This is a genomic window from Johnsonella ignava ATCC 51276 (genome assembly GCF_000235445.1).
In the GTDB taxonomy this organism is placed as follows: Bacteria; Bacillota; Clostridia; order Lachnospirales; family Lachnospiraceae; genus Johnsonella; species Johnsonella ignava.
Genome location: NZ_JH378837.1, coordinates 57,458 through 72,149, shown reverse-complemented (window position 1 = coordinate 72,149; position 14,692 = coordinate 57,458). Strand labels below are relative to the sequence as shown.

Below are 14,692 nucleotides of genomic sequence, written 5' to 3'. Positions count from 1 at the left end.
TCAGAACTACTTCATGCATCAGGAAGTAATTAAAACCTAGAAAGTATCCACGGTGCGTTATTACGAATGAACCGTTCGATACAAGCAGAAGGCACTTTCGGAATTATGAAAAATGACCGTTGTTACAAGAGAATTATCCGAAGAGGTATTCATTCAGTCAAACTGGAAGTTTTACTCGTGGCGATAGGCCATAATTTATATAAATATCAGAAAAAAAAGATGAGAAACAGAACTGCCGCATAGATTCAAAAAAAGAACTTCTATGGGGTAGGGGAAGTGTGCTTTTTTTGCGTATGATTTCAGTCATTTATACACAATAAGTGCAAAAAGGGAGATGCGAAAAAACTCAATTGAGTTTTTTCACATCCCCTTTTATATCATAATCAGAAATTAAATATCAATCTATCAAATCAGACTCCTTTTTATATTTATTATAGTTTTTTTGTGCCTTAAATAGTATCATTGCAATTATCAATGTAACTAATCCGATAAGCCCACTTAAAACAATCTTGGATACTTCAAAATTACTATCGTATAATTTATATACACAAAGTGCAAACAATGTAAACAACATTATAAACCCTTGTAAATATGCATTCCTTATATCTTTATATTGCTCTGCCAAATCTGATTTATTTGTCAACAATTTTTGTGGTTCTTTTCCGTCATTTTCTACCACTAATATTTCTTTATTATATCCTTGAAAAGAATTCGCTATTTTCCCATCTCCATGTGCATACAATCTGAGTCTAAATTTCCCAAAAGCAATGTTACCTTGGTTTAATGGTGCTCTATATACTCGTGCTCCATTTTCTTTCAGCATTTGTATATAGCCATTATTTTCCTTTGAAGAATTTGTCCCTATAAATTGTGTTGAATAAGAATAATCCTTATCGGTTTTTTCAAAATCATATATAAAATTATTTATTGTTTTTAATCTATATCCTTTTTTAGCCATTTTATTTAACCATACTTCCAATTCACTTATTGGATCCAAAAAAAATCTAATTTTCTTCATGTTCTTCACCCCTTATATTCTTTATCAATAATTGAAGTTCACACAATCGGTCTTCCTCTTTTTTAACCTGTTCTTTTCCTGATTCAGTTATAATATAATTCACTTTTCCATCTACCCTTGAAGATTCAACAATCCATCCTTTCTCAACTAAATTCTTTATTGCTCCATATAGAGTCCCCATTCCTAAAACAACTCTTCCATTGGTTTTTTCTTCAATAAATAGCTTAACTCCATACCCATGTAGTTCCTTATATAAAGATAATAAAACCAATAATGTTGTTTCAGTTAAAGCTCCACTTGATATACTATCTCTCATCTTCTACTTTCCTTTCTATATATCACTATTCGTAGTATATCACTATTCGTATCATTTGTCAATATAACTAATACTTTTATAATTCAAGGTCTTGGTTCTTGCTCTGTGCTAGTTGCTTTGAATGTTCTTGCAACCGCTCTATACAGATCTTAACTTTTTCTGCTCGTTCTACTTCTTTTCGCATATCTATGATTTGAGAATATAGGGTATCTTTTTCTTTCCTCAAAGTTATTACTTCTGATTTCCACTTGAATATATTTAAGGTTTTGCTTTCTCCTAAATGCTCTTTCAAATATTTCTTAGAACTTTCAAATAGAATAATCTCTGCCGTATACTCGTTATAAAAATCTTCCTGTTTGCTTTTCTTTAGTTTGGTATAGGCTTTATAGGTGTCTTTATGCTTCAAATATTTTTCGGCATGGTCGATAAGCTGTGCTCTGTCATCTATTTTCTTTTCAGTATCTTTAATGGCTCTTATGGTCTTGTAATTCTTATCTCTTAATGCCGATATACTTTCCTTTAGTTCAGATAAGGAAGCAATGTTTTTCTCTTTAAGAAATTGATAGCTTTCAACATACTTTTCTAAATCTGTGTTATTGCTATCTGCTTTTTTATGGATAAGATTTTCAAAAACGGATAGTAGATTTTCTTTTGGAGGGAGGATGGACTTTGTATTTTGAGTTTCTGCTTTTTCTTCTTTTCCAATTCCCCTTATCCAATTTAGCAAGGCTTTTATTCTTCTTGAGATTTCTTTTAGTATCTTGTTTTGATGTTTTATTTCTCGGTTAATATTTCCTCTGTCGGTAGTTATGCCTTTCTTCTCCATTTGGGTGGCTGATACGCCTAAATGAATGGTCGGTATTTGTTCTGTGCCTTGTCTTTGATAAGAACAGTGATCCACTTTTTCCTGTATGCTATTTTCTTCAAGATATTTGTTTGTAATGTCTGCCCATGCTTTTCGCCACTGCTCAGCTTTTTCTTGTTCGTTCCAATCCACTGTATTGATTTTTCTTGTTTTGTAGTTGCCATTTTTGAGTTTTACTTTTTCTCCGTTTTTATCAAGGATATATTCCTTTTTTGATTTTGCTCCCCATGTTGTATCTTCATTGAACGGTCGCATAGTAAGTAGGATATGTGCGTGTGGGTTTCCGTCATTTTTATCGTGTAGGGCAATATCGGCACACATACCTGCTTTTACAAAATTTTCTTTTACATATTCTCGCACAAGTTCAATCTGTTTTTCCCTGTCTAATTCTTTAGGCAATGCAATTTCTATTTCTCTTGCAAGCTGTGAATTTTTACTCTTTTCTATTTTCTCTACACTGTTCCACAATGTTCCTCTGTCTGAAAATTCCTGTGGTGCATTTTGTGGTAATAGGATTTCTGTATGTGCTATTCCGCCTTTTCTTGTAAAGTCGTGGACTATGCCGTCATATTCGTTTTTTATCTTTTCGCCACTTCGATAGGCGGAAGCTGCTACTGCACTTTTGTCTTTACCTCTTGAGATAATCTTTATGCAAAGATGATATATCGCCATAAGAAAAAACCTCCTCTCTTTTTGATGTGGGCAGGGTAGCGATGATAAAGACTTACTAAAAAAATCGGATTGTTTTTATCCGATTTCTTTTGGTAAGTACACAAGGGGTAGGAAATTTATTTCCGTAGGGGAGTGTAGCTCCCCTGTATCAGCTTTAGCTGATATGCTCTCTGCAAGAGCCTTCGGAGAACGCACACACCCTTTAGGGTGTATAAGTGCGCCCTTGTAAACAAGGGACTATTCCTCTATGTCTGTTTCTTCCTCTTGTGTTTCTGTATTTTGATTTCCACTTTCTTCTCGCATTGCCATGATTTTCTTGATTTTTTGATTGATTGCTTCTTTGATATTCGGAAATGTAATGAGTTGATAAAATTCGTCTTTGGTGAAGTCTTTGCTTGCGGAAAAGATACTTTCAAAGACTGCTCCTTTTTCATAAATGCGTCTATCTCTCTTTTTTCGTTCTTCCTGTTTCTGTTGACTGATGAGCTTTTTTCTTTTGTTTTGTAACTGCTTGATTTCTTCATCTGCCATTAAAATTTTTTCTTCTATGTTTTTCATTTTCCTTGTCCTCTCTTTCTGTTCTTTGGCAAAGAAAAAACAGTAAACCAATTTGATTTACTGTTTTGTGAACTGCTATGTTACAGCTTGTATTTAGTTGTTTAAGTTAGATAAAAACTGGGATTTACTGATTTTCAATCATCAATTCTTTGCATTTCCATTCTTCTCCCAAAATATAATATGTTTCTGTCTTATCAAAAATTACATCATCAAAACCAACTGCCTTGTAACAGAAATATGCAGATTCATTGTTTTCAAAAACACTTAATGAAACCTTTTTTGTACCATAAATTTCAAATGCAAACTTTAAGCCTAACTGAAGCATTTTCTTGCCATATCCTTTGCCACGCTTTGAAGGGGCAATAATTACAAAACCAAACCTCAACTCATCAAAGCTTTTTGAAGGTCTTCGCATTGTAAAAAAACCTACTATCTTATCATCTTCAATAGCTGTAAAAGCCATTAGATTATTAACAAACCCAAACTTCTCTTTTGTTATCGGATATTTGCCCAAAACACCTGCTGACCATTTATAAAAATCTATTTCATCTTTAATCCAAGAAAGAATTATATCTGCATCGTTTATATTATAAGGCTTTAATCTCAACATTATTATTTACCTTCACAATTTCAAATTTTTTCTATAAATCATCTGAAAATATTATACCATTTTCAATGGCTTTTTTCCACTTTCAGATTTCCTACTTGCCCTCAGGAATTCATCAAGACATACAGAAAAATAATAGAAAAGATAGATACAAAAATTATCTTTTTCCTTTATTCTTTCCGTTCCGCTTGCACTATCTTTAACAGCTTATCTTGAAAGGTATCCTTGCTCTCTTTATCAAAATATATCTCGCTTACAAAGGTCTTTCCTCTAATCTTTTTTATTAAAATGCCATCAGGTTTTCGGGACATGACTCGTTCATCTTTAGTCTGTGCTTCTTGCTTTTCTGTCATTCAATTCCTCCTTTTTACTTGCACAAAAAAAGATTTCCTGTAATCTAGGAAACCTCTTTTCATTTTGATTGATATTTAATTTTAGGTTACCGCTTGTAGCTTCTTTCTTGCCCTGTATTCTCGTGCTTTTATCCGTTCATACTCTCTGAATTTTTCAATATTTTTAGATCGGTATTCTTTGGAATATGCCCTGTGATATGCTCTTGTTTTTTCTTTCTTTGCTTCTTCGATTTCTTCCCTCATCTGTATCATTTCTTGTTCTGTCGGCTCTATCTCTTTTGTAAGTTCATTTTCAAATTTTCCGATATAATTGAAATAGACTTCAATACGCTGAACGGCATATTTTGCTCTTTTGACATCTCGTTCATGTACTACAATTTTACTGATAAATTCATTGATGGCGGTGGGGGTAAGTTCTTCAAAATCTGAGTAGCTTTCTGCAAGTTTGATAAAGTTCTTTGCTCTTTGGTTGGCGTTTTCAAATTCGGATAAGCGTTCCTCTATTTGCTCCTGTTCTGCTTTTAAGCTGTAATATTCTTCTGCATATTTTTCTGATAGCTGTTCATAGCGTTTCGGTTCGATATTTCCCAGTGCATTATCCTCATACAGCTTATTCATAACTCTTTCTATCTGTTCCATTCTGTCTGTGATTTGTGGTATACGCTTTTTCTGTTTTTTGATTTCTTCTGTCTGTTCTTTGGCAAGACTGCTTTTTACCAATGCCTCAAATTCTTCTTTATTTGCCAATGAATACTGTGCTATCTTTCGCAAAACCTCTGTGAGATTTTCCATCACATCATCGATATCAATACGGTGGGGAGAATGGCATTTCGGGTGTTTGGATTTTCCTTTGGCATATTCGCTGCAATAGGTTACATGTTGCACTTTTCCGCTTTTGTGTATGGTACGGATGTGCATTTTTGTACCGCAATCTTTACAGTACATCAGTCCGGATAAAGCGTGGATTTCTCCATCTCCGTTTGGTCTTTTTACAGGTGCGTTTTTTAATATCCGTTGTACATTTTCATAAGTAGCTCGATCTATGATTGGCTCATGCACATTTTTGATTACCTGCCACTTATCTTTATCTACATAGTGGTTTCGTTTGTCTTTGTAATGCTTTTCGGTCTTGAAGTTGACTACATCGCCACAATACTCCTGCCTTTTCAGTATGTGTGTTAGGGTTGCTTTGTTCCAGTTATAACGGTTTTCTTCATTCAGCTTTCTGTTTTTCGCCGTTCCTCTGTCTTGCTGTTTCATATAAAAGGTTGGGGTTAGTATTTCTTTCTCTTTCAAGTAAACGGCTATCTGATTTCTGTTTTTCCCATCCATAAACAGTCTAAAAATGAGTTTTACAACTTCGGCAGCTTCTTTATCGACTATCCAAAAATCTTTGTTATCAGGGTCTTTTATATAGCCGTAGGGGGCTTCTGTTGCAACTGGCTTTCCGCTTGCTCCTTTGGTCTTAATGCCTGTTGTTACTTTCTTGCTGATGTCTCTTGCATACCACTCTGACATGATATTGATAAATGGGGCAAATTCCAATGTATTTTGGTCTTTACTGTCGATACCGTTATTGATGGCAATAAACCGTACATTATTTCTTCTAAATATTTCCATAGCGTTTCCTACTTGAAGATAATCTCGCCCCCACCTTGTCATATCTTTCATAATGACAATGCCGATTTTTCCGCTTTCTACATCACTTATCATCTGTGTATAGGCGGAACGGTCAAAGAACCTGCCGCTTTCATCATCATCAATATAGTGGCGAATGTTCATCAATTTGTTCTGTCTTGCATATCTCTCTAAAAATGCCTTTTGATTTACAATACTGTTGCTTTCGCCACCGTCCCTGTCCTCATCACCAACTGAAAGGCGGGAGTATAGCGCAGTGATTTTGGTTGCATATTCTATCATGGCGTTATCCTCCTTTTTTGTGTCTATATATCACTCCTGTTCAGTTAATATTATGCAACCCATCTTGCTGATCCATACTCTTTCCCTTGCCTAAACTTCTTGGCATTTTTCCCTTTGGTATAGACAATTACTTTGATTAGGGCTGCTACTATTATTCCCACCATTATATCTATTAAATGAATACTTGGAATAAAACTTATTTTGCCAATTTCTAAAATCGCCTTAAAAATCTTATCCAAAATATCTCCGCCTATATAACTTCTAACATGTGCTGATAGGATGTTTCCCGGATAAAATAAAAAGAGATAAGGTAAGTTTTGAATTACAAACTTTTTCTTATCTCTTATATGAAATATATTTTTTATATCTTTTAGTGTTGCTTCTAATATCTTCGTATTTACCCCTCCTTCTACAAACTCTGCTCATTAAGTTTCTCCTTGATTTTATCTTTCTTTGGTGCATTTTTCACCTTTTCTTTAAAGTGATTTAGTTTACCCATTACCGATTCTCTTTTCTTATTCTTTCCGGCAAATTTTTCGACTGCTTCCTTAAATGCCTGCTCCATAACCTTTTCATCCTTTGCCTGAAAGAAGATGATATTATTTCCTGTAGTAAGATCTTTTTTTATACTGAATTTTACTCCGTTTTTATTTAGCTCTCTTTTTAAGCCCTTAAAATCAAGGTCATTTAGTTCTAAGGTTTCAACCTTCCCTTTCTTCACCAAATCTTTTACAGTTGTCGGTTTCTTTTCTTCTATAAATTCCTTTAGACTTTTACCTTTCTTGGCTGCCATATTTAACATTTTCTTCATAAGGTCTATTACCATTTTGGCTGTCCTTATGTTTCCTCTTTCTACCATGGCAATAACCTGTCTGCTTACTTCTTCATTAATCAATAGTTAACCTCCTTCATTTATTACAAGAAAAAAGGTGGTTAGATGTTACTCCAATCACCTCTTTACAGGATTCTTTTAAGATTCATTTTACTTCAGCTTTTTTACATTTTCAGCTTCAGATAATATTTTCATCTGCTCAATTGCAACAGAATTTAATTTTTCCAATCTGTTCGACTGTTTCATCCCTTCATTTATAAATACTGCATTTAGGTTTTCGAGATTAGAAAGACAAACGAGCTGAGATATATCCGCATAATCTCTGATATTTCCCTTTAAATTTGGATTTTCATTTCTCCATTCCTTTGCAGTCATTCCAAACAAAGCCATATTCAAAATATCAGCCTCATTTGCATAAATAAAGTTGATTTTTTCCTTTGGTAGTTTTTCAGGTATAAGATTATTCTTTATAGCATCAGTATGAATCCTATAATTGATTTTTGCCAAATTTCTTTTTATATCCCAACCAAGCTTCTTTTGTTCTTCTTCTTTTAAGCGTTCAAATTCTTTTATTAAATACAACTTAAAGTATGGGGATACCCAAGAAGCAAATTCAAAAGCAATATCTTTATGTGCGTAAGTTCCTCCGTATCTTCCTGCTTTTGCAACAATACCGATAGAATTGGTTTTTTCTACCCACTGTTTTACCGATAAAACAAAGCGATTCAGTCCGGCTTCATTTTTAATTCCCTCGAATTCGAGGGAATTAAAATCAGGATTATACATTTCCTCCCAAATACCTAAAAACTCTATGGTATTTTTGTTTCTTAGCCATTTCTCGATTAAAGCTAAACCGTTTTCAATATTCCTTACCATATCAGTTAAAGAAATATAATCTTTATCATCTATGGCTATAATGCTGATTTCAGATCCTTCAACATTTATTTTAGACACAAAATTACCTCTCAATTCTTAAATAAATTATAACTATTATACCATTTTCCCACTGCAACCTTTATGTCGTCATACCTTATAATCTTCGCTTATCTGTACCTTTTTTCTTCCTTCCCACTTCTGGACATTATGACCAGAAGTTATAAAAAAAGCAGATACACAGTTTCTTTATATATCTTGTATTTTATTCTACACTACAATCAAAAGCAATAACAGCATTACCTTAAATAATATCCTTTTTACACCAGCCTCCCCCATACATATCGTGATTTACTTCCTGCTGATAAAAATGATTTATTGTAGTGGTTGCATTATAAAGTGCCGTAATCATATATGCCTTGATATTTGTGATTTTAGTGGTTGTATTCTTCATACAGTCAATCACATACTCCAAATGGCTGCTTTCCAGTTTCAAAAATCTTGATTTAACAAGCTCATACGGATATTCTTCTCCGGCTACCCTGATTGTCGGACGCCGCACACAGACTACCTCACATATTACTTGAAACAGTTCATCATAGAGTTCTTTTTCTCCATAACTATCATATTGCATGTGATGATTATAACTGATATTTTCTTTGATCAGTTCTATGCATTTCTGTACATCATCTATCACATCATTCTTCTCTGAACCGGATTGAATGATAGGATTGATATAATTCTCCTCAATATAGTTTAAATCAGTTTTATTATATTTAGTATAATTAGGGTTCGATTCTCCAACTTCTTGAGTTTCGATTTCCGAACTTCCAAAGGTTTTATTTTCTGACTTCTTGAGGTCTGATTTTCCGACTTCTTGAAGTCCTGTTTTCTGACTTCTTGAAGTTTGATTTTCCGACTTCCTGAAGTCCGATTTTCCGACTTCAGTGATTTTATCAGTGTTTACTGCCTCTTTTTTATCTACATTTCCTTCCGGCGAAGCAAAATTCTTGACATATATAATATCCGGTCTACCCAATCCTCTACGAACTTTCTCTACCAGACCAATTCCCTTAGTATTATCCAACTCTGCAAGAACCTTAACAGCCTTTTCCTTTCCACATCCCAAATCTTCCATAATACTATTTATGGTATATATTATATATGCTCTATTATTATCATCGAACCATTTATTTTTTATAGATAGGGACATACGATCAAGCATCAGACCATATAAAAGTTTTGCATCACTTGATAATTTCTTAAATCGTTCATCCTTAATAAGCAAGCGAGGAACTCTATAGAATGAGAACTGCTCCGCTTCAATCCCATAATAATAATCCAGTTGTAATATTTCACTCATTCCCGGCTCCTCCTTTCTACTGATTGTTTTTCCAGTTATCCAATAACTGATAAATAATATTCTCTATTTCTTTTCTGCTATATGTTACAGGGAAATAACTGTTGATACGCTCTGCTTTTATAATAACCTTTCGCTCCACAGTTTTCTCTTTTTCAAGTAGCATACGAACCATCGGAAGTGTAAGCTCCCCCTTTTTATCGCTTTCCTTGAGCATGGCACTCTGCTGAGTTGTAATAATAACATTTGTTTCCTGTATTACAGCCAAAACCCATTGCTGTGCATCCTCTGATAAGAATGATAAATCAACCGCCTGTATGATGCCTATTTTCTTTGTATCCACCATATCAAGCAACTCATCTGCCAAGCGTGAAATCCATATATATCTCTGAACCGTCTTTGCACTCTCTCCTGCCGCTTCTCCAAGTTCTCCAAGTGTAAGTCCACCTGCTTTACTTCCCTGATGTTTCATTGCATCATATTTCATTCTGTACGCTTTTGATTTCTCACTTGGCAGAATATCTTCTCTCTGAATATTAGAATCTACCATGATAATTGTAGCTTCATCATCTGTATAATCACGAATAAACATCGGCATTGTAGAGAGTCCAACCATTTCACATGCATATTTTCTACGATGTCCGGCGATAATTTCGTAACCGCCACCTTTCATCGGTCTTGCAATACCCGGCATCAATACCCCATACTCTCTAATACTTTCAATCATTTCTTGCATCTTTTCATCATCCAATACCTTAAACGGATGTTCTTTGAACCCATGAAGTTCTGTTAATGCAATTTCCTGTACTTGCTCTATTCCTGACTGTGGCTGCTCAATCCCGAATAAATCATCAAAGCTGTTAAGCTTTACCTTTGTGGCACTTCCTGTCTTATTCATTGCAAAGCACCTCCTTTGTCAATGACTGATATGCACTTGCCACTTTCCCATTCGGATCGTGCTTGTAGATGCTCACACCTTCCGCAGAAATTTCCGCTGCCCTTACCGACATTGGAATACTGTTTTCAAATATATGAACTTTGCTCCCGTAATTTTCAATAAGCAGATTACTGATATCTTTTGCATAATTGGTACGGCTATCAACCATTGTTAGCAAAATCCCCTCAATCTCAAGTTTCTGATTAATCTGACGCTTTACTTTCCCTATAGTTTTAATAAGTTGTTCCAAGCCTTTTATCGGTAAATATGCCGCCTGTACAGGAATTAAAATACTATCTGCACAAGTAAAAACATTTATTGTAATCATTCCAAGGGATGGCATACAGTCAATCAAAATATAATCATAATTGTTTCTCTGCAAATCTATATAGGTTCTCAGTACTGTTTCTCTGCTCATCACATTAATAAGTGAAGTTTCCAAACCTGAAAGTTCTATATTTCCAGGTATAAAATCAACTCCTTCATCATGGCTTAGAATCCCATAATCTGATCTTATTTCCTCATCATTAATAATGTTTCCCATTATAGTTGCAAGTGTAATTTCCAATCTATCCGGCTCCCTAATCCCAAGACTTACCGTAAGGCTTCCTTGTGCATCTGCATCTATCAACAGAACCTTCTTTCCTTGCCTTGCCAGCCCAATTCCCAAGTTACTTGTTGTTGTGGTTTTTCCAACTCCACCTTTTTGATTTGCAATAGCTATAACTCTACACATGATATAATTCTCCTATTGTTATACTGTTTTAGTTGTCTTTTTTCGAATTTACTTTCTGCACTTGTGCATAAGCCCTGTAATATTTTCTTGTTCCTTTATTGCTATAAAGCTCTGATATCTCCAGAACTTCTATTTTATTATCACTACTTAATATTTTTTGAAACCATGCAATATCACTCTTTGTTCCCATCAATCTGATTTTCAGCATTAGTTTGCACCTCCAATAAAGCTTGTATCTCACAATTATAATTAGCGTAGTCAGGATAGCGAATCTGTATCGCTTGCCAAAAGAATGGTGCATAAGTACAGCAAAACAAGTCTTCTACTGTATACTTCATACACTCATCCATCTGTTCTTCCTGTTCTTTATAATCATCTACGCTTGGTGTAGTGTTACAATAAAGGTTAAATGCCAGTCTCACTACCTTCATACTGCTACCTGTTTGCCACCCCTCACGCAAACACTCTGTTTTTATATCACCGGTCTTAAAATCATAAATACTGTTAATATTTCTTCTCGTATCAGGGCTGATGCCTAGACAATAGCAAAGAGCCTTATGGTAGGCATCTTGTTCCCTTACTTCTTTTAATTTTTCATAGTAGAATTTTTCATGTGCTTCGCTAATAAATATAATAGACCATTTGCCATTATTTTCTGCACTTAACGCTGTGTTCTTCATATTGAACCTCCTTATAGATATAAAAAAGGGAACAAACACTTATAAAAAGTGCTTATTCCCAAACATTAAACAAGGGAAAGCAATAAATGCTTTCCCTCGCAGAACTTTATATATAGACTTTTACTTCAATATCTTTAAATCTGTTCGCCTTTGTGTACTCGGGATGCTCAGCCATAAATGCCTGCACATCCGCTCGCCTCACCGTTAAGCTGCAAAAATAAATATATTGCTGCCTAATTCCTCTTTTCCGCAATAGCTGCCTGTGCTGCTGCAAGCCTTGCTATCGGTACTCTAAATGGTGAACATGATACATAGTCAAGACCTATTTTATGGCAAAATTCAACTGATGAAGGATCTCCTCCATGTTCGCCGCATATTCCAATATGAAGATTCGGTCTTTCTTTCTTTCCAAGTTCACAAGCCATTTCCATAAGCTTTCCTACACCTTCACGATCTATTTTTACAAAAGGATCATTTTCAAAAATCTTTGTATCATAGTATGCATCAAGGAATTTTCCGGCATCATCTCTTGAGAAACCAAATGTCATCTGTGTAAGGTCATTGGTTCCGAAGCAGAAAAATTCAGCCTCTTTTGCTATCTCATCAGCAAGTAAACAAGCTCTCGGAATTTCTATCATAGTTCCAACTTCATATTCTACCGAAGTACCTGCAGCCTTAATCTCAGCCTCTGCAGTTTCAACCACTATATTTTTAATAAACTTAAGCTCTTTAAGCTCAGATATAAGTGGAATCATAATCTCAGGTTTTAAATTCCATTCAGGATGTGCCTTTTTAACATTTATAGCGGCACGTATTACTGCTGCTGTCTGCATCTTTGCTATCTCGGGATAAGTAACAGTAAGACGGCAGCCCCTGTGTCCCATCATCGGGTTAAATTCATGAAGACCCTGTATTATATCCTTAATCTGTGAAACCGTTTTATTTTTTGCCTTTGCAAGCTTTTCAATATCCGCCTCATCACTAGGCACAAATTCATGAAGAGGAGGATCAAGAAATCTTATAGTTACAGGATTTCCCTCAAGTGCCTCATAAATCTCTTCAAAATCCTTCTGCTGCACAGGAAGTATCTTTGCAAGTGCGGTTTCTCTTTCTTCAACGGTATCGGAACATATCATCTCACGGAAAGCATCAATTCTTCCACTTTCAAAGAACATATGCTCGGTACGGCACAGTCCTATGCCCTCAGCACCAAGCTCCCTTGCTTTTGCAGCATCATAGGGGGTATCGGCATTTGTACGCACTTTAAGTGTTCTGTACTTATCAGCCCATCCCATTATCCTCCCAAATTCTCCTACTATATTAGCTTCCACAGTCGGTATCTCACCTTCATATATATTTCCGGTGGTTCCGTCAAATGATATTATATCACCCTCACGGAACTCCTTGCCTGCAAGCCTAAATACCTTATTTGCTTCATCCATAGCTATATCAGAACATCCTGCCACACAGCACTTGCCCATACCTCTTGCTACAACAGCGGCATGTGAAGTCATACCTCCACGTACTGTAAGTATTCCCTTTGCAGCCTTCATTCCTTCAATATCCTCAGGTGAAGTTTCAAGTCTTACAAGTACAACTGTTTTTCCCTCAAGTGTCCATTTTTTTGCATCTTCGGCAGTAAATACTACCTGACCGCTTGCCGCACCAGGTGAAGCCGCAAGTGCCTTTGCAATAGGTTTGATATCTTTAAGTACATTTGTATCAAATGTAGGATGAAGAAGTGAATCAAGGTTCCTCGGATCTATCATTGAAACTGCTCTTTCCTCAGTGATCATACCTTCATCAACAAGATCACACGCTATCTTAAGTGCTGCAAAAGCAGTTCTTTTACCATTTCTGGTCTGCAGCATATATAGCTTCCTGTCTTCAATGGTAAACTCCATATCCTGCATATCCTTATAATGATTCTCAAGCTTTTTGCATATACTTAGAAACTGTTCATAAACCTCAGGCATCATGCTTTTAAGCTGATCTATATGCTGTGGTGTACGCACACCTGCAACCACGTCCTCACCCTGTGCATTTAAAAGAAACTCTCCCATTATATGTTTTTCACCGGTAGCGGGATCTCTCGTAAATGCAACTCCCGTACCTGATGTATCGCCCATATTTCCAAATGCCATCATCTGAACATTTACTGCGGTTCCCCATGAATAAGGGATATCATTATCCCGGCGATAAACATTTGCCCTTGGATTGTCCCATGAACGGAACACTGCCTTTACTGCACCCATAAGCTGTTCCTTAGGATCTGTGGGGAAATCTGAGCCGATCTTATTCTTATATTCAGCTTTAAACTGATCTGAAAGCTCCTTAAGGTCCTCTGCAGTAAGCTCTACATCCTCTGTTACTCCCTTTTGAGCCTTCATTTTGTCAATAAGCTCTTCAAAATACTTCTTTCCGACTTCCATAACAACGTCTGAATACATCTGTATAAATCTTCTATAGCAATCCCACGCCCAACGAGGATTGCCTGATTTTTTAGCAATTGTACCGACAACCTCTTCATTAAGTCCAAGGTTTAAGATAGTATCCATCATACCCGGCATAGAAGCCCTTGCACCTGAACGCACTGAAACGAGGAGAGGGTTTTCCTTATCTCCAAATTTCTTGCCGGTGATTTTTTCAAGCTTTGTAATATGGTCAAGAATCTGCTCCATAATCTCATCATTGATATTTTGCCCATCTTCATAATATTGAGTACAGGCTTGAGTTGTTATAGTGAAGCCCTGTGGAACAGGAAGACCGAGTCTTGTCATCTCAGCGAGATTTGCACCCTTTCCACCAAGAGTGTTCCTCATTCCCGCATCTCCTTCCTCAAATAAGTATACCCATTTATTTGCCATAAGCTGACCTCCATTAAATTTCTTACATAAGATTATATCATATTTTAAATTCTTTTGGTAGATATTTCCTAAAAATCTGTATTGCAATATTTTCAAAT

15 protein-coding genes and 2 pseudogenes are annotated in these 14,692 nt (G+C 35.6%); 1 reads left to right on the top strand and 16 read right to left on the bottom strand.

The window, feature by feature from the left end; all coding sequences use genetic code 11:
- Positions 1-243 (top strand): annotated as a pseudogene (locus HMPREF9333_RS13675) (transposase); the annotation flags it as partial.
- A gap of 154 nt (positions 244-397) precedes the next feature.
- On the opposite strand, the gene HMPREF9333_RS10105 reads toward HMPREF9333_RS13675, so the two are convergent.
- From HMPREF9333_RS10105 to ppdK, 16 genes and pseudogenes are all read right to left on the bottom strand, one after another.
- Positions 398-1,018 (bottom strand): DUF2812 domain-containing protein, encoded by a 621-nt coding sequence (locus HMPREF9333_RS10105; RefSeq protein ID WP_040882878.1) that lies wholly within the window; start codon positions 1,016-1,018, stop codon positions 398-400.
- A complete protein-coding gene (locus tag HMPREF9333_RS10100; protein WP_005541785.1) occupies positions 1,005-1,334 on the bottom strand; it encodes a PadR family transcriptional regulator in 330 nt (109 codons plus the stop codon). The genes HMPREF9333_RS10105 and HMPREF9333_RS10100 overlap by 14 nt, the downstream gene beginning before the upstream one ends.
- Positions 1,335-1,410: 76 nt before the next feature.
- Positions 1,411-2,871, bottom strand: coding sequence for a MobQ family relaxase (gene mobQ, locus HMPREF9333_RS10095; protein WP_005541784.1), 1,461 nt, complete (start codon positions 2,869-2,871; stop codon positions 1,411-1,413).
- 237 nt (positions 2,872-3,108) lie between these two features.
- On the bottom strand, positions 3,109-3,429 hold the full coding sequence (locus tag HMPREF9333_RS10090; protein ID WP_005541783.1) for a DUF3847 domain-containing protein: 321 nt from the start codon (positions 3,427-3,429) through the stop codon (positions 3,109-3,111).
- 124 nt (positions 3,430-3,553) lie between these two features.
- The gene (locus HMPREF9333_RS10085) at positions 3,554-4,039 is read right to left on the bottom strand and encodes a GNAT family N-acetyltransferase (protein ID WP_005541782.1); all 486 of its coding nucleotides are present in this window, start codon (positions 4,037-4,039) and stop codon (positions 3,554-3,556) included.
- Positions 4,040-4,206: 167 nt separating this feature from the next.
- Positions 4,207-4,389 (bottom strand): transposase, encoded by a 183-nt coding sequence (locus HMPREF9333_RS10080; protein WP_005541781.1) that lies wholly within the window; start codon positions 4,387-4,389, stop codon positions 4,207-4,209.
- 81 nt (positions 4,390-4,470) lie between these two features.
- Positions 4,471-6,309, bottom strand: a complete 1,839-nt coding sequence (locus HMPREF9333_RS10075; RefSeq protein WP_005541780.1) for a recombinase family protein — start codon at positions 6,307-6,309, stop codon at positions 4,471-4,473.
- Positions 6,310-6,368: 59 nt separating this feature from the next.
- Positions 6,369-6,698: pseudogene (locus HMPREF9333_RS12725) on the bottom strand (VirD4-like conjugal transfer protein, CD1115 family); the annotation flags it as partial.
- Between the two features lie 20 nt (positions 6,699-6,718).
- Positions 6,719-7,204 carry a PcfB family protein gene (locus HMPREF9333_RS10065; protein WP_005541777.1) on the bottom strand — a complete coding sequence of 162 codons (486 nt, stop codon included), beginning with the start codon at positions 7,202-7,204 and terminating at the stop codon, positions 6,719-6,721.
- 87 nt (positions 7,205-7,291) lie between these two features.
- Positions 7,292-8,095, bottom strand: coding sequence for a KilA-N domain-containing protein (locus HMPREF9333_RS10060; RefSeq protein WP_005541775.1), 804 nt, complete (start codon positions 8,093-8,095; stop codon positions 7,292-7,294).
- Positions 8,096-8,318: 223 nt separating this feature from the next.
- Positions 8,319-9,377: a DUF6017 domain-containing protein gene (locus HMPREF9333_RS10055; protein WP_005541774.1), complete on the bottom strand. Its 1,059-nt coding sequence runs from the start codon at positions 9,375-9,377 to the stop codon at positions 8,319-8,321.
- Positions 9,378-9,393: 16 nt separating this feature from the next.
- A complete protein-coding gene (locus HMPREF9333_RS10050) occupies positions 9,394-10,272 on the bottom strand; it encodes a ParB/RepB/Spo0J family partition protein (protein ID WP_005541773.1) in 879 nt (292 codons plus the stop codon).
- A complete protein-coding gene (locus HMPREF9333_RS10045; RefSeq protein WP_005541772.1) occupies positions 10,265-11,047 on the bottom strand; it encodes a ParA family protein in 783 nt (260 codons plus the stop codon). The genes HMPREF9333_RS10050 and HMPREF9333_RS10045 overlap by 8 nt, the downstream gene beginning before the upstream one ends.
- 28 nt (positions 11,048-11,075) lie before the next feature.
- The gene (locus tag HMPREF9333_RS10040; protein ID WP_005541771.1) at positions 11,076-11,255 is read right to left on the bottom strand and encodes a hypothetical protein; all 180 of its coding nucleotides are present in this window, start codon (positions 11,253-11,255) and stop codon (positions 11,076-11,078) included.
- A complete protein-coding gene (locus HMPREF9333_RS10035; protein WP_005541770.1) occupies positions 11,221-11,727 on the bottom strand; it encodes a DUF6075 family protein in 507 nt (168 codons plus the stop codon). The genes HMPREF9333_RS10040 and HMPREF9333_RS10035 overlap by 35 nt, the downstream gene beginning before the upstream one ends.
- A gap of 233 nt (positions 11,728-11,960) precedes the next feature.
- Positions 11,961-14,594, bottom strand: a complete 2,634-nt coding sequence (ppdK, locus tag HMPREF9333_RS10030) for a pyruvate, phosphate dikinase (RefSeq protein ID WP_005541769.1) — start codon at positions 14,592-14,594, stop codon at positions 11,961-11,963.
- Between the last annotated feature and the right edge of the window lie 98 nt (positions 14,595-14,692).